The organism is Candidatus Binatia bacterium (assembly GCA_023150935.1).
Lineage (GTDB): Bacteria > Desulfobacterota > Binatia > HRBIN30 > HRBIN30 > JAKLJW01.
On record JAKLJW010000032.1, the window covers coordinates 41,542 to 63,347 of the forward strand.

Annotated in this window: 13 protein-coding genes; 10 read left to right on the forward strand and 3 right to left on the reverse strand. The window is 67.5% G+C overall.

Going from position 1 to position 21,806, the window contains the following annotated elements; translation table 11 throughout:
• Positions 1-51: 51 nt before the first annotated feature.
• The 3 genes from rsmH (at position 52) to L6Q96_17060 (ending at position 4,142) form a co-directional block, all read left to right on the forward strand.
• Positions 52-987: a 16S rRNA (cytosine(1402)-N(4))-methyltransferase RsmH gene (gene rsmH / locus L6Q96_17050; protein MCK6556266.1), complete on the forward strand. Its 936-nt coding sequence runs from the start codon at positions 52-54 to the stop codon at positions 985-987.
• Between the two features lie 75 nt (positions 988-1,062).
• Complete coding sequence (locus tag L6Q96_17055; GenBank protein MCK6556267.1) at positions 1,063-2,433, forward strand: hypothetical protein; 1,371 nt, start codon at positions 1,063-1,065, stop codon at positions 2,431-2,433.
• Between the two features lie 59 nt (positions 2,434-2,492).
• Complete coding sequence (locus L6Q96_17060) at positions 2,493-4,142, forward strand: hypothetical protein (protein ID MCK6556268.1); 1,650 nt, start codon at positions 2,493-2,495, stop codon at positions 4,140-4,142.
• A 133-nt stretch (positions 4,143-4,275) separates the two neighbouring features.
• On the opposite strand, the gene L6Q96_17065 is transcribed toward L6Q96_17060, so the two are convergent.
• Positions 4,276-4,728 carry a hypothetical protein gene (locus tag L6Q96_17065; protein MCK6556269.1) on the reverse strand — a complete coding sequence of 151 codons (453 nt, stop codon included), beginning with the start codon at positions 4,726-4,728 and terminating at the stop codon, positions 4,276-4,278.
• A 58-nt stretch (positions 4,729-4,786) separates the two neighbouring features.
• Between L6Q96_17065 and L6Q96_17070 the strand changes: the two genes are divergently transcribed.
• From L6Q96_17070 to L6Q96_17080, 3 genes are all read left to right on the forward strand, one after another.
• Positions 4,787-6,166 (forward strand): hypothetical protein, encoded by a 1,380-nt coding sequence (locus tag L6Q96_17070; protein ID MCK6556270.1) that lies wholly within the window; start codon positions 4,787-4,789, stop codon positions 6,164-6,166.
• Entirely contained in the window at positions 6,163-7,905 is a 1,743-nt protein-coding gene (locus L6Q96_17075; protein ID MCK6556271.1) for a DUF5060 domain-containing protein, read from the forward strand. The genes L6Q96_17070 and L6Q96_17075 overlap by 4 nt, the downstream gene beginning before the upstream one ends.
• 81 nt (positions 7,906-7,986) lie before the next feature.
• Positions 7,987-10,575 carry a peptidoglycan DD-metalloendopeptidase family protein gene (locus L6Q96_17080; protein MCK6556272.1) on the forward strand — a complete coding sequence of 863 codons (2,589 nt, stop codon included), beginning with the start codon at positions 7,987-7,989 and terminating at the stop codon, positions 10,573-10,575.
• Between the two features lie 6 nt (positions 10,576-10,581).
• Here the strand turns inward: L6Q96_17080 and L6Q96_17085 are convergent, their stop codons facing one another.
• Positions 10,582-12,318, reverse strand: a complete 1,737-nt coding sequence (locus L6Q96_17085; GenBank protein MCK6556273.1) for a glycosyltransferase family 39 protein — start codon at positions 12,316-12,318, stop codon at positions 10,582-10,584.
• Positions 12,319-12,635: 317 nt separating this feature from the next.
• On the opposite strand from L6Q96_17085, the gene L6Q96_17090 reads away from it, so the two are divergent.
• The 3 genes from L6Q96_17090 to L6Q96_17100 all read left to right on the forward strand — a co-directional run bounded on the left by L6Q96_17090 (position 12,636) and on the right by L6Q96_17100 (position 18,675).
• Positions 12,636-16,277: an SBBP repeat-containing protein gene (locus L6Q96_17090; GenBank protein ID MCK6556274.1), complete on the forward strand. Its 3,642-nt coding sequence runs from the start codon at positions 12,636-12,638 to the stop codon at positions 16,275-16,277.
• 206 nt (positions 16,278-16,483) lie between these two features.
• Positions 16,484-17,089, forward strand: coding sequence for a CBS domain-containing protein (locus tag L6Q96_17095; GenBank protein MCK6556275.1), 606 nt, complete (start codon positions 16,484-16,486; stop codon positions 17,087-17,089).
• The gene (locus L6Q96_17100; GenBank protein MCK6556276.1) at positions 17,086-18,675 is read left to right on the forward strand and encodes an AAA family ATPase; all 1,590 of its coding nucleotides are present in this window, start codon (positions 17,086-17,088) and stop codon (positions 18,673-18,675) included. Before L6Q96_17095 ends, L6Q96_17100 begins: the two co-directional genes overlap by 4 nt.
• A gap of 114 nt (positions 18,676-18,789) precedes the next feature.
• On the opposite strand, the gene L6Q96_17105 is transcribed toward L6Q96_17100, so the two are convergent.
• Positions 18,790-19,626, reverse strand: coding sequence for a transporter substrate-binding domain-containing protein (locus L6Q96_17105; GenBank protein MCK6556277.1), 837 nt, complete (start codon positions 19,624-19,626; stop codon positions 18,790-18,792).
• Positions 19,627-19,755: 129 nt separating this feature from the next.
• On the opposite strand from L6Q96_17105, the gene L6Q96_17110 reads away from it, so the two are divergent.
• Positions 19,756-21,806 (forward strand): PQQ-binding-like beta-propeller repeat protein (locus tag L6Q96_17110; GenBank protein MCK6556278.1); only part of this gene is annotated, 2,051 nt, incomplete at its 3' end.

Below are 21,806 nucleotides of genomic sequence, written 5' to 3' on the forward strand. Positions count from 1 at the left end.
CGGTTGCAGCGCCACATCGACGCCCACCAACCGGCACCCACGGCGACCGGCATGACCGATCCCACCGAAGAGTCGCCGCCCGCTAGCGGGCACGTTCCCGTCCAGGTCGATTCGCTGCGCCGCCTGCTCGATCTGTTCCCGGGCGCGCGTTGTATCGACGCGACCATCGACGGCGGCGGCCACACCACCGCGATGCTCGCCTGCAGCGCGCCGCACGGGCAGGTGCTCGGCATCGATCGCGACCCCGATCTGCTCACCGCCGTGCGTACCCGACTTGCCGACGCCGTCGACAGCGGCCGTCTTCAGCTCGCCGGCGGCAACTTCCGCGAGCTCACCCGGATCGCGGCCGCCCGCCACTTCACCGCGGTCGACGCCGTCGTGCTGGACCTCGGCGTCAGCTCGTTTCACTTCGACGTCAGCGGTCGCGGCTTCACCTTCATGCGCGACGAGCCTCTCGATATGCGCTTCGACCCCACCGATGCCGCGACCGAGACGGCCGCGGAACTGCTCGCCTCGCGAGACGCCGCGGCACTGGCCACGATCTTCAAGGTCTATGGCGAGGAGCGTTTCGCCGGCCGCGTCGCCGGGCGTATCGTCGAGCGGCGTGCAACCGCTCCGTTGCGGCGCACCGGCGAGCTGTTCGAGGTCATCAAAGCCGCCCTGCCCGGCAAGGTTCGCTGGCGTGCCGCGCGCTCGGCGGCGCGGGTTTTCCAGGCCTTGCGTATCGCGGTCAACGACGAACTCGACGCGGTTGCCGAGGTCTTACCGCAGGCTCTGTCTCTGCTGGCGCCGGGCGGTAAGCTGGCGGTCTTTTCGTTTCATTCGCTGGAGGACCGGATGGTGAAGCAGTTCTTCGTCGCCGAGCGCCAGGCCGGCAGGGTGCGCATCCTCACCCGCAAACCGGTACGCGCCACGGACGACGAAATCGCCGCCAATCCGCGCGCCGCCAGCTCCAAGCTGCGCGTCGCCGAGCGGTTGCCGCCGTGAAGCGAGTGCGGCCAACCTCCGGAAGGGCGCTATGATCCGGCCCCGTCTTGCGCGCAGAACGATCGCCGTCCCGGCATGACCGCCACGCCGTCCCGGACCGTCGCCCGCGCGGGCGCGCTCATTGTCGCCCTGACCTCGCTCGCCTTCCTCTGGTGGGTTGCCGAAGACCGGGGCGGCAACCTGCGAACCCTCGCCATACTGGTGAGCGTCACATACGCTGCCGGGTGGGTCGTCTACTTCTGTCTAACCGGCGGCGCGCTGCGCACCGCACTTCTCAACTGCTTCATCAGCAGCGGCGCACTGGCCCTTGCGCTCGGACTGCTCGAGCTGCCGGCGTGGCTGGGTCTGATCGACTACCGGCTCGTCCTGCCCCCCTCACGTCACCTCGGATTCACGCGGATCAAGCCCTGGGCCGACCCCCGTAATGTGCCCGACGCGGAATTGATCTATCGGCGCCCACCGGGGGGACGGATCACCGGCGAGACCATCGGTGACCTCGTTTACTGGCTCGGTATCAAGACCGACCGTCGCTACACACTCGATGTTCGCTACGACAGTCGCGGCTTTCGCAACGAACGCGACCTGGATTCGGCGGCGGTGGTTCTGGTCGGCGACTCGTTTCTGGAGACGGGCCTGGTGAGAGACGCGGACAGCCTGTCGGCACAACTCCGGCAGCGGCTCGGGGGCGTCGACGTTGCCAATCTCGGGCTCAGCGGCTACGGCCCGCAGCAAGCCCTCGCCGTCATCCGCCGTTACGCCGTCGCCCTCGGCCCGCGTCTCGTCGTCTGGTTCTTTTTCGAAGGTAACGATCTGCTCGATGTTCCCCGCTACGTCGAGCTCACCCGCGACTGGGATCGGACGTTGAACGTCTATCACGGGTTCGGAGAGCGCGCCTTCACAACCAACGTCCTCCGGCATCTCGCCGATCGGCTCACCGTGGCGCCGGTGCATGACCGTCCGGACGCCCGGACACGGTCGTGCACGTTGGACTCGGGTCGGCACGGTTCGCCGGAAACGATCTATTTCGCCTACCCTGGCGAGCCGCTGACGATCGACGAATTGGGTGCTCTGGGGGTGACGGAGGCGCTGGTCGAGAGCGCTCAGCGACTGACAAGCGCACACGAAATCACGCTGCTGCTCGCGTTCGTGCCGACCAAGTTCAGGGTGTACTACGATTACTGCTCCTTCCCCGCGGGTTCGATGGCCGGCCGGTGGAGGCCCAACGATCTGCCGGCTCGAATGGCAACCTGGAGTGCGGCCGCCGGTGTGCCGTTTCTGGATCTGACCGCGCCTCTACGCCGCGCCGCCGAGCGCGGCGATCTCGTGTATTTCCCGGACGACGGACACTGGAATCCCGCCGGTATTGTCGTCGCCGCGGATGCGCTTTCCGCGTGGATTTGCCGGTCCGGCGTGCTACCGTCCGATCGGTCCCCGTGTCATCCGTAATCGCCACACCACCTGCGTGCCGGGGCGGAAGCCGACTCGCGAAGTGGTTTTCACGGCACATGCCGGTGAAGACTGTACCGGTGATTGCCGCTGCAGGTATCGTGTTGGGTTTCGTCTGGCACTGCTGGCTGACCGACTACGTCGTGGACGACGCGTTTATCACCTTTCGGTACGCCCGGAACCTCGCCCGGGGGCTGGGGTTGGTGTTCAACCCCGGCGATTACGTGGAGGGATACACGAACTTCCTGTGGACTTCGATTCTCGGCGGGGTGGCATGGCTGCTTCCGGGCAGCGATTTGCTGCCGGTTGCGCAGGGCCTCGGAATTCTGTTCGGCGTCGCGACACTCGTTGCGGTCACCCGTTTCTCCTGGTCGATACGGGGTGGCAGGAGCGGCGCGGGTTTGATTGCCCCGACGTTCCTTGCCCTGCAATCGCCTTTCGTGGCGTGGAGCAGCGGCGGACTCGAGACGATGCTGTTCGCGTTCCTGGTGTTCGCCGCCACCGTGGCTTACGTCCGGGCGGTTGCGACGGACAGCGGCTTCGTCCGGCCGTCAGTGCTGTTCGCTCTCGCGGTGCTGACGCGACCGGACGGCTTCGTGTTCTTTGCCGCGGCATCGTTGCATCTCCTGACGGGCGAGTTGCGGGCGAGGCGTATAGGCTGGCAGCGGCTGTTGGCGTGGACGCTTCCGTTTGCTGCGATCTTCCTTCCGTACATGGCGTGGCGTTGGTGGTACTACGGGTACCTCTTGCCGAACACCTTCTATGCCAAGGTGGACGGCGGTCTGGCCCAGCATCTGCGGGGCGCGCGTTACGCGGCGCAATTCCTGATTCACGCCGGCGCACCGATGCTGGCGCTCTCTCTGGGTCTAAGGCTGATGCGGTGCCGCCCGTTATGGGTGCGTGTGTTCGCGCTGCAGATAGCCGCTCAACTGGCCTACGTGTTCTACGTCGGCGGCGATGGCCTCGCCTTCTATCGTTTCTTCGTTCCCGTACTGCCGTTTGCCGCCGTGACGGGGCAAGAGGGCGCTCTGGCGATATGGAGGCGGTTGGATGTGGGGTGGCGCACGTCGCGGGCCCGCCGGGCGACATTCGGCGCGGCCGCAGTGCTTGCCGTGGCGCTGCTTTACGGCGCGCGCGCAAGCATGCCCGTCTATGCGTTTCCGGCGGCTTACCGTTGGTTCGAGCCGCAGTCCGAGCTCAGCTTCCCGCACCCCGGCGCTGCCCGGTACCTCTGGTTCGACAACTATTTCGTCGATCGGTTGGCGACCGCGGCTCGCTGGTTGAACGCGCACGCCGCTCCCGGCTCTCTGGTGGCGGCGACCCCGGCGGGTGCGATCGGGTACTACATGGACTTACCGCTGATCGATATGCTCGGTCTGACCGACGCACGTATCGCGCGGGCGCCATTGCCCACCGCGGGTCAGGGGCGCGCCGGACACGAACGGGCGGACGGCCGCTACGTGCTATCGCGTCGCCCCGACTACATTCTGCTCGGCAACGTTGCCGTCTTGCCGCGCCCGCTGGTCGATGCCGATTTCCCGGCCAAACTGACGCTGGCGGCCGAGCACCAGATCTGGCGCGATCCGACCTTTCACAGGGACTACGTCCGAGAGACCGTAAGGCTGGCCGATCACGGCCTCTTCCAGTACTTCACCTTCTACCGCCGCCGCGACAACCACACATGGTCTGTGCCCTCACCCTCTTCCTAGCCCTGTCTGGCGTCGCCCCGACTGCCTCGGGCAGCCCGCGGCCGGCGGTCAGCCCTCGGTTCATGCCTCCGGAGCAACCGCCATGCGACGCTGGCGACCTCGCCGCCACGCTGTCGCGGCTGACAGAAGCGATCTACGACGATCCGGCGTGCGAGCCGGCGGATACGAACGGCGACAGCGCGATTTCCGTCGCCGACCTGAGTGCCGCCATTGCGGCACCGTCGCCACCGCCTCCGTCACCGACTCCCAGTATGCTCTCGCTTCCAACCGCGACCCCGTCCGCCCTGCCGACGGTGCCGCCAACCATGATCCCGACCGCGTCGCCAACCGTCTCGCCATCGCGATCGCCGACGGCGTCTCCAAGCCAATCGCCGACGGTCCCGCCGACGTGGTCTCTGACCCCCCTGCCAAGTCCGTCGCCGACCGGTTCGCCCACCGGTTCGCCGACGGCACCGCCTACCCGGTCGCCAACGTCGCCCTTGACACCAACCCCAACTGCCTCGCGTTCGGCGACGCCCACCCGTAGCGCGACGGTTGCGTGGACGGCGACGCCATCACTCACGGCCTCGCTCAGCCCCTCGGCCACGCAATCGCCGTCAGGGGCGCATCCATCGACGTATCTCGGCGGGGCCGGGGAGGATCAGGTGCGGGACGTCGCTACCGATGCCGCCGGTAACATCTATGTGACCGGCGGTACGGCCTCGGCGGCGTTTCCGCTGAGCGCCGGCGCCTACGATACGGTTCCCAACGGGTCGATGGATGTATTTGTCGCCAAGCTCGCGCCCGACGGCACGTTGATCTGGTCGTCCCTGCTCGGAGGGCCGAAGTACGACCGGGCGTACGCCATCGAACTCGCCCCGAACGGGGACGTCGTGGTGGCCGGGCGCGCTGGCCCGGGTTTTCCCACCACCGCCGGCGTGGTCCAAGCCACCTTCGGCGGCGACGACAATCCCAACGCGCTGTACGGTCAGCAGGACGGCTTTGTCGCCGCGTTCAGCCCCGACGGTCGCCAGTTGCGTTGGGCAACTTACCTCGGGGGTCCGGACCGCGGCACGATACGTGACCTGGATGTCGATGGCGACGGCGCCGTGGTCGCGGTACTGGGCGACGTATCGCGGCCGAACCCGCACGTCACGGCGGGCGCTTTCCAGACGAGTCTGGTGGGCGGCAGCGGCACTCTGGTCGCGCGGCTGTCGGCAACCGGCACGGCGGTGGAATGGGCGACGTACCTCGACGGATCGGGTGTTGACGGCGGCACTCCGTCGGTGCGGATCGGCCAAGATGGAACCGTCTACGTGCTTGGCTACACCAACTCGGCCGACATGCCGACGACACCGGGTGCGTTCGATCGCACCTACAATGGCGGGGGCGATCTGCACCTTGCCCGCCTGCAAGCCGACGGCCGACAACTCCTGTACGGGACGTTCATCGGCGGCAGCGACGGCGAGTATTCCGAAACGCACGGGCTTGCGGTAAAGCCCGACGGGCGCGCAGTGATCGGTGCGACGACCCTGTCGTCCGACTTCCCTGTCACCGCCGGCGTCTTCCAGACCACGTACGGCGGAACGGGTGGCGCGGGCAAGGGCGCCGGCACCAACTACCTCGGCGACGGCTTCGTGGCGATCGTAAGCGCGGACGGCGCTTCCCTGCTCGCCGCCACGTACGTTGGCAGCACGCACGGCGAAGGGGTTGAGGGCGTTGTGATTCGGCCGGACGACACCATTGCGCTGAGCGGTGCGACCTACTCGCCCGGTTTCCCGATTACGGCCGAGGCCGCGCAAGCGAAGCTGCGCGGACAGGCGGACGTGTTCGTGGTCGTACTGAGTGCGGATCTGCGGCACCTTGTGTACGGCACCTTCGTTGGCGGGAACGACCTCGACTACGGCCGCAGTCTGGCGGGTACCGCCCAGGGCATTCTGGTCGTGGGCGGCCAGACACGTTCGGCGAACTGGCCGGTCGCGGGCGCGCTGCAGGGGCAGCTTGGCGGCGGCTTCGACGGCGCCCTTGCCGCGGTGGCCCGGTGAAGCGTCTCCGCCCAGGCATGCTCAATACCTTCCGCGCGCTCCTCCCGGCGATGGTGCTCGGGATCGGAGCTTGCACGGGCGACTCGGCGACGGTGGAAGAGGCCGCGGGCATCGCCAGTCATCCGCCGACCGTGCCTCAATTCGGCGTCTTCGAGATCGCGATAAACCCGCATCGGCAATTCGCGGATCCTTTCTTCGCGCTATCCATCCGGGCGTTCTTTACGAGTCCCGCTGCCGTCTCTCATTCGGTCGCCGGTTTCTATTACGGTGGTGGGGTTTGGAAAGTCCGCTTCGTACCGGATCGGCTCGGTCAGTGGAGCTTTACGTACGAGGTGACCGGTCCGCACGGTTTTCGGATGGGCGGAGCCGATGGATTCGTCTGCGAACCCTCGGCGTTGCCGCGTCCATTGCGTGTCAATCCCGACAATCCGTTCCGCTGGGTGGTTCCCGGGGCGAGTGCCGCGGAGACGCCGCGACCGTACTTCCCTCTCGGGTTGCAGGATTGCGTTCGGCTGCGTGACGGCAGTCTCGGAACCCTGCCCGTCGACGGCGAGTTCGACCGCGGGAGCAGCCGTTCGGTCTCGACCGATGACTACCTCGCGCTGTTCGGTGCGGCCGGTTTCAACCTTCTGCGCTTCTCGCAGAAGAACTGCTCGTTCGTGCTGTACGACGACCTCGACAACTTCCGCGAGGCCGAGAGCCTCGCCACCGATACGCTGCTCGAGCAAGCCCGGGCGCGCGGCTTCCGGGTCTTCTTCGGCCTGTTTGGATATCACGGCGAGTGGGCTCACGACAGTCATATCCTGCGGGCACTGCGCCGGCGCCTCGACTACTGGATCGGGTTCCGGGAAGAAGCGCTCCTGGATCCCGGCGACGTGAAGACCGTCGAGAAGGAGAAAAGGTTCGCGTCCTATGCGATTGCCCGCTGGGGGGCGTACGTCGATTTCTGGGAATTACTCAACGAACGGACGGCGGCAACGGAGTGGGTCGGCGGGATGGCCAGACACGTCAGGCAGGTGGACTCGTATCGGCATCCCATAGCGACGAGCTGGCAACGGCCCGAGCTGCCGGACATCGATATCAACTCCCCGCACTGGTACGAATCGGAGTCCGAGCACGAGTCCGACCTGCGCGTGGCCGACCAGGCGGCCCGGTGGAAGGCCTTCGGCAAGCCCGTCATCGTCGGCGAGCAGGGCAACCAGGGAATGAACTGGGACCCGCTGTCCGCGAGACGGATGCGTATTCGGGCGTGGACCGCGTTATTCGAGGAAATCGGCCTGATCTTCTGGAACACTTCATGGTCCAAGCGCGGCATGAATAGGGGGGTGGTGCGTCCCGGCAACCCGTCCAACATCTACCTCGGTCCCGAGGAACGTAACTATGTGCGCGTCCTTGCCGAATTCGGCCAGCGTCTCGACGCCGGCGCGCGCCGGACCGCGGTGGCGGTATCGCCGGCCGATGCGGTGCGGGCTTATGGCCTCCGCTCGGAGTCGATCAGCGCCGCCTACATCGTCCACGTCAGGAATCGCGATCGTCCCGTCGATGACCTGGTGCTGGTGATCGATCCGCCACTGGGAGTCGAACCGGGGACTCCGTTGCAGGCTGACTGCATCGATCCCGCCAGCGGTCGGCCGGCGTTGTCGTCCCGGTTGAAGGCGATCGTGCCGATCCGCTTGTCCGTTCCGGCCTTCGCGGTCGACCTTGCCTGCACCGTCAAGCGGCCCCAGCCTCCAGAATGAGCGGCAGGTCGGATGCGCGTCGCCGGGCCGGCAGGGGTGTCGGCTCGCGCCAGGGTTGTGTCTTGTGAAACCGGAGTCGCGTTGGTAGCGTCGTTGATAAACCTCTCTCGGTGGCTCGAATTGTACGCTCTGCGCGGGTTTCATGCCTTCGCCCTGGCGGTGGGCTGGTCGGTATGCTTGGGTGCGCACGCGCTGCCCGCTCAGACCGCGCAGTGGCCCGTCGCCAATCCCGGGTTCACGCTGCAGCCGCCTAACGAATACGCCACTTACGCGATGGTAACCGCGAACGGTTACCACACGGGGATGGACATTTTGGGTGCGACAGCGCCGTGTGACTACGATACGGCGGTCGTTGCCGGAGTGACCGGCACGGTCGTCGACATTCAACCGCTGGAACCGTGCGCGACACCACCGGTCGGCGCATGTCCCGGGGGAGGCTGTCCGGACGAGGGGCTGGGCAACTCGGTAACCGTGCTCGGTGACGACGGCCTCTACTATGTCTACGGCCACCTCGACTCCATCGATTCGGGTCTTTCGCTCGGGCAGGCGGTTACTCCCGCCACGCTGGTAGGAATCATGGGTAACTCCGGTTACGGCGTGCCGCGGCGGGGCTACTGCGCGGGTGAACCAGCCTGCGCGTCGAGTGGTCAGAACTTTACGCCACATCTCCATTTCGAAGCCAAAAACGGTCCGTTCCTCGGCCCCGGTTACAGCCCCAATCTCCCCGATATCGGCGGCTACGCGGACCCGGCGCGCAGCCTTTACGCCGTTACGGCGATCTCGCCGACGTTGGTGAGGGTCGAGAGCAACCCGTCGGTTCTCGCGCGCGGCGTGCCTGGAAATCCACCGTCACAGTCGAGTGCGGTGCTGGCGTTCGGCGAGCGGTTTGTCGCCTACGAGCGGTCCGGAACCTTCTTGCATCTCCACGTACCGGCGGCGAGGCGGCTGCCCACGGAGGTCTGGGTGCCGGAAACGGAGGTGGTTCCCGACGCCGACCTGCCCGCCGGGGCGGTGGTCATTCGCGTCGTCAGTCCGCAGGCGGACGGAGGAGTCACTGCCTACAACCAGGCATCGACGGCGGGAACCCGGACCGCCCGTTTGTGGCAGGGTCAGATGTTGGTGGCGACAGCGAGGCAGGTCGCACAGCCAGGAGACGGGTGTGCCGGGGAGTGGTTCCAACTGCAGACCGCGCGCTCGGCAGGTGGGCTGCAACCCGTTGCGTGGGTGTGCGATCGGACGGCGACGCAGGTCTTGCTGGAAACCATCCAGCCCTGCGATGCCCAGGGTGCATGCGTCGCTCCGGGTCCCTGCGAGGCCGACCCGGGAGTGTGCACGCCGGCCGGTTGCGAGTACGCGGCCGATCCCGGCGCAGCTTGCGATGACGGTAACCCGTGCACTGGCGCCGATGCCTGCACGGTGACAAAGAAGTGCGAAGGCACTCCGGTTTGTACGCCGACGCCGACGCCGACCCCGACTCCGACGCCATCGCCATCGGCGTCGCCTTCCGCAACCCGGACGCGAACGCCGACAAGAACCTCCACGGTCACCCCGACGTCGAGTGCCACGGCTACGCCTACCGCAACATCAACCGATACGACGACACCGACGCCGACCGCCACGGTTACCTCGACGTCGAGCGCGACCGACACACCGACCGACACGCCGACCGACAGCCCGACACCGACCGAGACGCCAACCGACAGTCCCACGCCGGCGCCGACCGAAACCACCGGGCCGTCGGAGACGGCTACATCCACCCCGCCGGCGGCGACTGCCGGTATCAGTGGCCGGGTAACGTATTACTCCGACGGTGGTCCGGTGCCGGACGCCGTGCTGGTCGCCACGGCGGCCAGTGTCGTCACCGCACCGAGCGGCCCGGCCGGCGAATTCTTGCTTACCGGCATCCCTCTCCTCGACACGGTGCTCTCGGCGACCAGAGTCGGCGGTCGGGGTAACGGCGTCGGCGCCCTCGACGCGACGTTCGTTCTGCAAGCCACTGTAGGTTTGCGCGCGCTGAGCGCTCAGCAGATGCTCGCCGGCGATGTTACCGGCAACGGCTCGGTCACGGCACTTGACGCGTCCCGCATCCTCCAGCTCGCGGTGGGGATAATCCCGCAGCTCCCGGTTGCCGATCGTTGCGGGTCGGAATGGTTATTCCAGCCTGCGCCGGCGGCCAGCCCGAATCAGAGCGTCTGGCAGCCGGCGATCACGGCCACGACTTGCCAGAACGGCAGCATCGCCTACGAGCCTCTGATCGGCGACTCCACCGATCAGAACTTCTCGGCTTTGCTATTCGGCGACGTTACCGGGAACTGGCGGGCTCCGAGCGGCGCTTCCGGCGGGGCCGCGGACGCGCCGGATGACGGCGTTGCGGTGCGCACTGGCCCGTTGCGCGTACGGGGCGATCGGGATGCCCTGTTGCCGGTGTATGTCGATGCCGACACTCCCGCGCACGCCTTTTTCGCCGACATCTCGTACGACGCCTCGCGCTGGCGCGTGGCGAGGGTGTACCGCCTCGCCGCCGCCGGGCGCACTCTGCTTGCGGTCAACGAGGTGCGTCCGGGTAGCGTTCGCGTGGCCGGGGCTGCCGCCACCGCTCTTCGTCGCCAGCGGGGTCCCGCACTGGCAATCCGTCTCGTCGCTCGCACTGTGCCCGCGACGGACGGATAGAGCGCCTCATTGCTGTGTGGGTCGCCCGGGCGGCAGGATGTCGCCGAAACGTGCCGTAATCTCCTCGCCAATGAGCGGCACCCGCATGCGCAACACCGCTTCCGGGTCGGCTGCAGTGTGTTCGACGTATTCGTAGACCGCCAGGTTCATGCCCGCCAGGTAAGAGCGGTTGGTCAGCACCGGTATCCGCCGCAGCAAAGTGAAGGGTCCCGTGCGCAACTCGCGGCGCAACATTTCCAACGCGGTCGACTTCTGCTGGACGTCTTCCAGCACCACGTAACGCACGCCGAACTGGCGCAGAGCACGGTAGATGTCGTCCGGGGTTCGGGCGACGTCGGCGATGACGCGCCCGAGGCTCGACGTCGCCAGCACCTTGTCGGCCCTCAGGACAATGAGGCTTTGCCGCTGATCGTGCTTGCGCACGAAGAAGACGAAGTACCCGGCGTCATACGGACCGCAGAAGAGGACACTGTCTGCGCCGCCCCGCTCGACGACTAACCGGGCCGCCTCTTCGTACCCCCCGAAAGTAGGCGGCTCCTGCCGATACGTCGTTACGACCTGGTAGCCGACGACACCCCACAGGGCCGCCGCCGCGAGCGTTCGCTGGCGTGGCGCCCGTACGAGGTCCGCACAGCTCGCCGCAAGCAGGCAGAACGCGGGTACCCAGAAGATGGCGTAACGTCCTTCGTGCACACCCGTGCAAGTGATTTCGACGTAGAAGGCGGCGATCCAGAGGACCGGCAGCAGCGCCCGCCGATCGCGGTTCCAGAGCGCCATCGCCGCCCCGAGCGCGCTCAACACCACCACTGCCGGGGTTACCTGGTACATCCAGATGTGGCGTGCGTAGTAGATCACATTGTCCCAGGCAAGCCGGGTGTGTCCTCCGGCATGGGCCACCCAGGCGACGTTCGCTCGCGAGTAATGCATCACCAGCGGCCAGGCCGGAGCGACGCCCGCCGCGACAATCGACGCAACGAGAAGTACCCGCACCGTCAAGACGCCCCGCAGGCCGAGTCGCGCCGTGAGGTAGAGGGCGAACACGGGCAGCATGAAAACCGCGTGGTAGCGTGCATAGACGCTGAGTATGCACGCCACGGCGAAAAGCAGCGCGTCGGTCCACCGCGGGCGCTCGCAGTAGCGGACAAGGAAGTACGCCGCGACGACTACCAGCATCAGTGCGGGGATTTCCGACATCACCATCTGACCGTAGGCCTCGACGTAGGGCGTGGTGGCGAACAACATCGCCGAGGCCAGGGCCACACGGCGGTCGTACAGTCGTGCCGAGAGGGCGAACCACGTCAGCACGGCGATCAGCAGGCAGGCAATGACGAACAAGCGGCCGGAGAAAACGGAGACGCCGAAAACGGCGAAGAACGGCGCTTCGAGGACCCCGAAGAGAGGTCCATGGTGGCCCAGCGAGAGCGCCGGATATCGCACGTAGTAGCGGTAGGCATAGCCCAGCGGGTCGGCGAGCGGCAGATCGCGGAGGAAGTCGTGCACGAACACGCCGTTCATCAAGTACCTCGACATGTCACCCTGCACGGAAACCGTGGCTTCGCTTTCGATGCCGCGGCCGGCCAGTAGCACCGTTACGACGATCAGCGCCAACGAACTAACGGCGGTATGCAACCCTATGCGCACGCGCGACCGGGCGCGACTCGCGCCGCCGACCAACGGCCGATCGGCTGCACCCAGACGGCCTGCCGAAGCGGATGCCACGGGCAGATCGATGTCTTCTCCCATATCAGTCGTTCGCCGCCCTGCCGACACGCCCCACCGATCAAACTACTCGATGCCGGCCGCCATGGGCAACTACATTCGTCGCGCGCGACTTTGTCGCCGCCATGCGATCTGCGCGAGCTTCCGCCACGGCTCCCGGCATGGACCCTTCAATGGCTGCTTGGTCGCCGCCGCGTGAACGAACGGCTTCGCTGCATCGCCGCTTAGCGATCTCGCTCGCGACGACGATTTGGTGACGGCGTGTCCCGGCGCGCTCGGCGTGTGCGCGGCAGGCGCGGCTAGCGCGAGAACTTGGCGGGTTCCTTGCTCTGTCACGGCGCATGCCCCGCCGCACCACCCGCAACCGCAACGCCTCACAATCGGCTAGCCGAGCGATCGCCATCGGTCTCGCGTGCGTCCTGCTCGCCGCTGTGTCGCCTGCCCGCGCATACGACGTACTCCTGCGCTGGACCGTTCCGCCCGAGCCCGACGTCATCGACTACGCCCTCTACTCCGGAAGCGCCAGCGGTGTGTACGGACCGCGTCTGGCGGTGGGCCCGCTGACCAACTCGACGATCGATGGCATCGTTCATTACCTCCACACCGACGTGCCGGCGGGCAGTGCCGCATACTTCGCGGTCACGGCCTGCAATGCCGCCCTGCTCGAAAGCGGTCTTTCGAACGAAAAGGCCTACGCGCCGATCGATCCCGTACCGCCGCGTGCCGACGCGGGTCCGGACCTGCATGGTCCGCTCGGCTCCGCGTTCACCGTCGGCTCGGCCGCCGCCCCCGGCATCAACTACTTCTGGGAGCAGATCTCGGGTCCGCCGGGCGCCCTGAGCGGCCGCACGAGCAGTTCCGCGCAGTTCAGCCCGAGTGCCACGGGAACGGTGGAACTGGCGTTGATAGTCTACGATAGTGACGGCGTTGCCGCCCGCGATACCGTCGCCATCGAGGTCGAGGCGGTCGTGGCTTCGCCTTCGGCCACGCCGGCACCCCCGACCCCCACGTCGACGTCGACTCGCACCCATACCCCGACCTCAACGGCCAGCGCGACGCTGACCTTCACGCCCACGCGGACGGCGACGTCCACCGCCGCCGTCATCCCGACCGCAACCGCGTCGAGCGGCAGTCAGCTCGGGTTCTCAACTTACTTCGGCGGTACGGGAATGGAGCAGTTCCGGGACGCGGTAACCGACGCGGCCGGCAACATCTACCTCGCCGGCGGTACCGGCTCTTCGGGCGTGCAAACCAGCGGCGCCGTCGTGGACTCGACCTTCAATGGAATGGTCGACGTACTCGTGGTGAAGCTATCCCCTACCGGCCAACTGCTGTGGTCGTCAGTGCTGGGCGGCCCGAACTACGACCGCGCCTACGCGATCGAGCTGGCTCCCGACGGGGACATTGTCCTGGCCGGTCGCGCCGGCGATGGCTTTCCGACTACAGCAGGAGTGGTGCAACCGGCTTTCGCCGGGGACGCCAGTCCAAGCGCGCTGTATGGTCCCCAGGACGGGTTCATTGCGAGGCTCTCTCCCGATGGAACCCGGCTGCGTTGGGCAACCTACTGGGGCACCAACGACTCCGGGGCCATTCGTGACGTGGCCGTCGATGCCCAGGGGAACGTCTATCCCGCTTCCGCGGTGTCGGGAGGATTCACCGTCCCGCACGTCACTGCCGGCGCACTGCAGACGACCCGCTCCAGCGGGATCGACGGTTTCTACGCGAAGATCAGCGGCGACGGCACCCGCGTCGAGTGGTGCACGTACCTCGGCGGCAACGCCGACGACGGGAACACCCCCAGCGTTGCCGTCGACAGTCAGGGCCTCGTTATCCAGATGTTCACGAAGTCCACCGATCTACCGACCACTGCCGGGGCCCACGACCGCACATACAACGGCGGCGGCGACCTTTACGTGGCGCGAATCGCGCCCGACGGCAGCGAACTGCTCTGGGGTACTTACCTCGGCGGGAGCGGGCTGGAGTTCAGCGAGACCCACGGTCTCGCGGTGGACCCCGCGGGCGATGTCTACGTCGCCGCAACGACGATGTCGACCAACCTCCCGGTCACCGCCGGTGCCGCGCAGACCGTTTACGGCGGCAGTGGCACGGGCACCGGCACCGGCTTGAACACCAACTACCCCGGCGACGGTTTCGTCGCCCGGCTCGGGGGCGCCGATGGCCGCCTCGTGGCCAGCACCTATTTGGGCGGCAGGTACGGCGAGGGCGTCGAAGGGGTCGCGGTCGATGCCGCCGGGAGGCTGCTGGTTACCGGCGCCACGTATTCCGCGAACTTCCCGGTGACGACCGACGCGGTACAGCAGGTCAACGCCGGCAAGTCCGACTTCTTCGTGGCGCAGTTGAGCGCCGATCTCTCCTCCATCGTGTACGCCACCTATGTCGGCGGCTCCAACATCGACAACGCGCGCGCCGCGACACTGGATGCCGCCGGCGGCCTTATCGCGCTCGGCGAGACGTCGTCGACCGACTGGCCAACGCTCAATCCAGTACAGGCGGGCAACGGCGGCGGGACTTTCGACGCCGGGGTGGTCAGGCTCCTCGTGAACGCGACGGCGACGCCGACCGGCAGCCCGCAACCCACGTCGACCGCCACTCCGGCGCAAAGCGCAACCGCCACGCTCGTACCGACAGCCACATCCACGGTCCCCGCGGTTCCCGACCCAACCGATACCGCGACCGCCATTCCGTCCTTCACCAGGACCCACACGCCGACGTCGACGCCGTCGTTCACCCGGACTCCGACACTTACGCCGACGCGGACGTTCACCGAGACGGCGACCCTGACCGCGACCGCGACGGTCACGTGGACCGCCACCGCGACCGCGTCGGCGACGGAAACCGCGGAGCCGACATTGACCTTTACCGCGACGTCTACCCCTACCCTCACTGCGTCACGCACCGAGACGCCGACGCTCACTCCGACACGGGTTTCCACCCAGACCCCGACGATGGCGGCCGCCACGGCAAGTCCGTCGTCTACCCCGACGCCAGTATCGCCAAGGCGCCATCGCGTCCGTGGTTTCGTCGGCTACTTCAGCTCGTTGCAGGCCGTTCCGGATGCGCATGTACAGGCCGTCGGCGCCGAGACACTGGCCGCCGACACCGATCCCGCCGGGCAGTTCGAAATCGATAATCTCGAGGAAGCCAACTGGAGCGTGCAGCCTTACAAAGAGGGCGACACTGGCGATGCCGTGAGTGCACTCGATGCCGTTTACGTTCTGCAGGCAACCATCGGGTTGCGGGAGTTTCAGCCTTTCCAACGCACCCTCGGGGACGTCACGGGTAACGGCACGCTCAGTGCCCTCGACGCCGCGACTATCCTGCGCCGTGCCATCGGTATCATCGATTCCTTCCCGGTCGCCGAACGGTGCGGTTCCGACTGGGTCTTCGAGCCCATACCCGACGTCGGCGGACTGCGCCTTGAACCCAGCCTCACCAGCACGCAGTGCCAGTCGGGCGGGATCGCGTTCCGTCCGCTCGACAACGACATGGACAACCAATCCTTCCAGGCTGGCGTCATCGGCGACTGCACCGGCAACTGGCAACCCACGGTGGAAGGTCAGGTGAAGAGCGCCAGCACCGTTGGCGACCCGCTGCACGTGACGGTCCGGCAGGAACGCGGCGACGGTCAGGGCGAACCCCGTCTCTTCATCGACATCGACACGGGGAATCCCGTGTTCGCGGTAACGATCGATGTTGGCTTCGAGTCCGCCGAACTGGCCACGCGTGTCCGCGTTCGTACGGTTCCTGCGGTGCCCCAACTGATCCGCGCGATCGACACCGAACACCCCGGCCGCGTTCGAGTGGCCGTGGCCAGCGCCGCGGCCTTGCGCGCCTCCGGCGGTGCGATGGTGGCGCTTAGCCTTTCGATCCCGGACGGCGCCGACGCACGAGTCGAGCGGGTAAAGGTCAACGAGGACCGGGAGTGGAGGCCGGCCAGCGGCCAGGGAGCGAGTGTATGGTAATCCCCTTTCCGGTTTCGAGTTCGTTTCAAGGCCCGCTTCGGATCCGCCGGCGTGCGCCCCTGCCGGCCAGATTCGTCGCGCGGGATTGCAATCCCGCGGGCGCCGTGGCGTCGGCGGCGCGCGAGTCGGGTGGCACGAACGAAGCGCCTGACTCGATCCCGCCCGGTATCTTGCCCGCCGCGGCGAATCGACGTAAGGAAACGCGCATGCTGGTCGCCAACCGCATGTCAGCCCGCGTGGTTACCATCGAGCCCCAGCAATCGCTCGAACAGGCGCGGACTCTCCTGTTGAAACACAAAGTCCGGCAGCTCCCGGTCTTGAAGCAGAAGAAGCTGGTGGGCATCCTCACCGACCGCGACCTGCGCAGCGCGCCGACCACGGCGAAGCTGGTCGGTGAGGTGATGACGCCGAAGCCGCTGTTCGTCGGGTCGGCGGCATCGGTGGACGAAGCCGCCCGGCTCATCCGGCTGCACCGCATCGGCGCCCTGCCGGTTGTCGACGATGGCCGCCTGGTCGGCATTCTCAGCGCCACCGACGTGCTCGACGCCTTCATCGACCTGTCCGGCGTCGGCGACTACACCTACCGCATTGCCCTCTCCAACGCGAAAGGTCGCCAGGCGCAGCAGAAGGTCAGACAGATCGTCCTCGATCGCGGTCGCGGCGAACTCAAGTGGCTGCACGCCGACACCAAGAACCCCAACAAGCTGCACCTGCGGCTCAAGGCCCGCAGGGTCGATGACGTCGTTACGGCGCTCGAGGCCGCGGGGTTCGACGTGGACGCGGTAGTCGCACCGGCAAAGTCGCGAGCGTGACCGCCGAACTGCCGCCTGCCGTCGCCGCGCTGCTTGCCGCCGACACGTACCCCCAACGTCCGGCCTCCCTGACACTCAAACAGACGCACATCTCGTACGTCGTCCTCGCCGACGGCGATGTCTACAAGATCAAGAAGCCGGTAAAGTTCGCCTTCCTCGACTTCTCCACGCTGCCCCTGCGCCGTCACTTCTGCCACGAAGAGGTGCGCCTCAACCGGCGTCTGGCGCCCGATATGTACCTCGGCGTCGTCGGCCTTGTCCGCCGCGGCGGCCGCTGCGCCATCGGTGCGGCAGACGATCCGGAGGCCTTCGAGTACGCCGTACACATGCGCCGTCTCCCCGAGGAGCGGACCCTGGACCGCCTGCTGGCCGCGGGTTCGGTCTCGACCGCCATGATCGAACGTATCGCGGAACGACTGGCCGCTTTTCACGCCAGTGCGGCCAGTGGCCCGGAGATCGCCTCCTGCGGAGACCCGGAGGCCGTGTGGGCGGTAATGACCGGCAACTACACGGCCACCAACGCTTATCGCAACGTGACCATCGCCGCGTCCGACGATGACGCCGTGCAGACCTTCGCGGCCCGCTTCCTGCACCGCCACGACGCCGTGCTGCGACGCCGTCAGGCCGAGGGAAGAATCCGTGACTGCCACGGCGACCTGCACGTGGAACACGTCTGCTTCGCCGACGCGCTGGTGATCTTCGACTGCATCGAATTCAACCCGCGGCTGCGGTACTGCGACGTTGCTTCCGAGGTGGCTTTTTTGGCCATGGACCTCGATGCCCACGGCGCTCCCGAGCTGGCGCGTCGATTTGTGGCGCACTACGCCACCCTCGCCGGCGACCCGGGCGTTCACGAGCTATTGCCGTTCTACATGTGCCACCGGGCGTATATCCGCGGGCAGGTGGATAGTATGAAGGCGACCCAGAAGGAGGTCGGCGAGGACGAACGCGGCGCCGCCCGGACCAGCGCCGAGCTGCACTTCGCCCTTGCGTACCGGTACACCTGGGCGCCGACCCCTGCCCTGGTGGTGATCGCCGGCCTCAGTGGCACCGGTAAATCGACAATCGCGGCATCTCTGTCGGAACGTACCGGATGGGTGCACCTCAATTCGGACCGTACCCGCAAACAACTCGCCGGTATGGACCCGACTGCACGGCCGGCCCCGGGGGCCGAGACCGCGCATCTCTACAGTCCTGATTTCAGTGCGCGGACGTACCGGGCCCTCTTCGATGCCGCCGCCAGCGCGCTGGCGGCCGGACTGGGGGTCGTGGTCGACGCGACTTTCGTGCGGCGGGTGGATCGCGACAGCGCCCGCGAACTGGCCCGCCGCCATGGTGTGCCGGTCCTCTTCATCGAGTGCCGGTGTACGGACGCCGAAGTACGCCGCCGTATCGCTGCCCGCATCCGCGACGACCGGGACGCCTCGGATGCCACGTGGGCGGTTTACCGCGACCAGCATCGACACGCCGACCCGTTCGCCGACGACGAACGCCAGAGCCTGCTGCCGGTGTCGACCGAAGACCCGGGGGCAGTCGTCGCTCGGAACATCGAGCAGCGGCTACGCCGGGCTTGCGACGGCGGGTAGCCCCAACTCCCGTCGGTCAAGGGCGCCGGTGAGGACGGGCACGGACCCCGCAGACCGCGACACCGTCCGATCGCGCACGGGCGACCACTGCCGCCCGCGCGCGGCGTCCTGGTCTCAGTCCTGCGTCCGCACCTCGATGTTGCGCTTACGCACCGTGATCCATTTGTCCAGGATCTCCTCGAGTTCACCGTCGGCCTTCCACCTGGCGAGGACGCGGTTCAGTCGCTCGCGCAGGGCGGTGTCGTCGCGGCGTACTGCCCAGGCGAGGTACTCCTTGGTGAGCGGCGTGTAGAGGCCTCTGAGATCCTGATTCGACGTCAGCAGCCCGCCCGTGATCTTCCAGACTCCGGGAGCGTCCATCACGAAGTAATCGACGAGATTGCCGCGTAACGCCGTGATGCCGTCGTCGACGCTGTCGAAGCCGACGACCGTGGCGCGCGGCAGACTCTCCCGCGCGAACGACTCGCTGGTCGTGTTCTTCAACACGCCGACGCGAATGCCCGGTTCGTTCATCCGGCCTTCTTCGTAGAGGCGCAGGTAGTCGGCCTTACGAATGACCGCCATCTGTCCCACCTGGAGGTACGGTTCCGCGAAGCTCACTTGCGCCGCCCGCTCCGGCGTGATCGACATGCCCGACATGATCAGGTCGATCCGCCCCGCCTGCAGCGCCGGGATGAGTTCTTCCCATTGCAGCTCGACGAACTCGATGTCGGTATCGAGGTCTTCATCGAGGCCATCAGCGAGATCGACTTCGACGCCGGCGAGTTTACCGTCCTTCACATAGGCGAGCGGCGGGTAGATCGGCGCGATCCCGGCCCGCAGCACGCCGGCCACACGCGTCGATCGCCGTGACCCCGCACAGGCGGGTAGGACGATGCCGGCCGCCAGCGCTACCGCCGCCAGCGCAATGCCGTGATGGAGTTGGCGGCGCGTCCTTGCGGAGTTCCTCATCGTGCTCCTCCTCTTCGGGTGCGGTCCGCCGTGTTCTCGCAAGCGCCCGGGCTCAGGTCAATCGACTTGCCCGCCGGCCCTCGCCGATTCGGGGTTGAGCGCGGTCGCTTTGCGTGTACATCTGGCGCCGTGCAACTTGCCGGGGCAGTCATCCTCGTCGCACTGATGCAGCCTGTGGGGGCGGCGGTCGTGGCGCCGCCGTCAGCGCCGTCGGTAAGCCCCGTGCAGCCGCCGTTGGCGGAGGACGCCCCGTGGCCGGTTGCCCGCGGCGACGCCCGTAACACCGGACGGTTGCGTGACGGCGTGGCGAAGGCCCTGGCCGCACCGGTTTCGCCCTGGCGATTTCCGGTCGACGGGGCGGTTGTTGCCGTCCCGGTCATCGATGGCGCGGAGCGCATCTACGTGGGCACAACCACCGGGACCTTGCACGTCTTCGACCCGTTTGCCGGTCGAGAACCGTGGCGCGTCGCGCTCGGCGAACCGATCTCCGCTGCCGCGGCATTGGGGCCCGACAGGGAGATATATGTTGCCGCCGGAGCACATCTGGCGGCAGTGTCGGTGGATGGTGCGACGCGCTGGGCATTCGATGCTCGCCGCGATCGCGACCGCTGCCGGGTGACGCTCGGCGTAGGGGACAACTGGCAGGGCGGCATTGCGATCTCACCCGACGGCGACGTCTGTGCGGGCAACGACGACTTCTTCGTGTACTGTCTCGATGCGCGCGGGCGCGTCGCCTGGGCGCGGCGTGTCGGGTTGCCGATCTGGGCGCCGGTGGCCTTCGGACACGATGGGACGGCGTACGTCCCGTCGCTCGACATGAACCTCTACGCGCTGGCGGCCGCGACCGGCGCGGTACGCTGGCGGCGGGATCTCGGCGCCCCGCTCGCTACGGCCGCCGCGGTTGGCGACGACGGGACGCTTTACGTTGGTGCGACGGACGGGCAGGTGCACGCCCTGGACGGCGACAGCGGGACGGTGCGCTGGAGCACGCGCGCCGGCGCGCCGGTCCTGGCGCCGCCCGCCGTTGCCACCGACGGCACGGTCTACGTTGCGTCGACTGACGGGCGCTTGGCGGCTCTCGACGCCGCGTCTGGTGCAGCGCGGTGGACATACTGGTTCGCCGACCGGCTGCGCACGGCGCCGGCGATCGGACCCGACCCGGAGGGTCGTGGCAGTCATCTCGTCTACGTGGGTGGAGGCGACGGGGGGTTGTACGCGTTGGCTCCGGACGGTCGGCCGCGCTGGGTGTACGAGCCGGCGGCGCCGGGGAACACGGCCGGGCGGCCGGCGATCGAGAGCGGGCCGGCGCTCGGTCGTTACGGGGCGGCGGTGGGAACGGCGGCAGGTGCAGTGCACTACGTGCCCTACGACTACTACTTGCGCGACGGCGCCAGTAACGTCCGCAGGCCGGCGGTTCCGGCGGTAGCGCCTGCGCCCCAGTGGCGCGTGGTCGAACCGGACGGGTCTCTGCACGAGCGACCTCTCACGACCGTCAAGACCGATGCGAATCCGATCACAGTGGGGCGAACGGAGGTGGTCACGTTGCGGGCTCTGCAGACGGAAAGGCCGGCAACGGGCGCCGGTGAAGTTCCGTCCGCGGATGGATTCGAGGTGCGGACGGCACCCGGAAAATACCGCGTTGTCCCGCTTGGCGATCGGCTGTCGTTGGCCCTCGTCCCGCGGGCGATTCTGCCGGGCGTAGCATCCTTGCCCTTATCCGTCTCCGGTCGGTTTGCGGCTCCGGGCGGTGGGGACGATCTCTTCGAGGGGCACGCCGTACTGCAGACGGAGGCCGAGTCGGTCGAGAATCCGCTCGCGCTCGGGTTGCACCGTGGTTTCCGCCTCACGCGGCTGACGGTGTCGCAGCCGCCGGCGCTGGCTGCTCTCCTGGGGCCGGCGCTGCACTCGATTGCGATTCCGTTCGTTGTCGTCGAGACGTTGCCGGAGTGGCGGACGTTTGCGGCGTGGGCTCTGCAGGTGTCGGAGACGGGGGGGCCGAGGCTACTGTCGGCCTGGCGCGGTCAGTGGAGTGGAGACGCGATGGTCATGGAAGCGACCTCCGTCTTCGTTGCTATTGCCGGGATCGCTGTGCCGATCGACCGGCTCCGCTTCGCCGGGCGTTTTGCGCCGGGTGGGCAGGTGGCGCCGGGGGCGACCCTGTTTGCCGAGGTGCGCCCGCC

What these genes read in the sequence shown, in the direction of transcription:
- L6Q96_17090 (MCK6556274.1), top strand. Translation starts at nt 12,636, where the DNA reads ATGCCCCGCCGCACCACCCGCAACCGCAACGCCTCACAATCGGCTAGC.
- rsmH (MCK6556266.1), top strand. Translation starts at nt 52, where the DNA reads ATGACCGATCCCACCGAAGAGTCGCCGCCCGCTAGCGGGCACGTTCCC.
- L6Q96_17105 (MCK6556277.1), bottom strand. Translation starts at nt 19,626, where the DNA reads ATGAGGAACTCCGCAAGGACGCGCCGCCAACTCCATCACGGCATTGCG.
- L6Q96_17095 (MCK6556275.1), top strand. Translation starts at nt 16,484, where the DNA reads ATGCTGGTCGCCAACCGCATGTCAGCCCGCGTGGTTACCATCGAGCCC.
- L6Q96_17055 (MCK6556267.1), top strand. Translation starts at nt 1,063, where the DNA reads ATGACCGCCACGCCGTCCCGGACCGTCGCCCGCGCGGGCGCGCTCATT.
- L6Q96_17060 (MCK6556268.1), top strand. Translation starts at nt 2,493, where the DNA reads ATGCCGGTGAAGACTGTACCGGTGATTGCCGCTGCAGGTATCGTGTTG.
- L6Q96_17085 (MCK6556273.1), bottom strand. Translation starts at nt 12,318, where the DNA reads ATGGGAGAAGACATCGATCTGCCCGTGGCATCCGCTTCGGCAGGCCGT.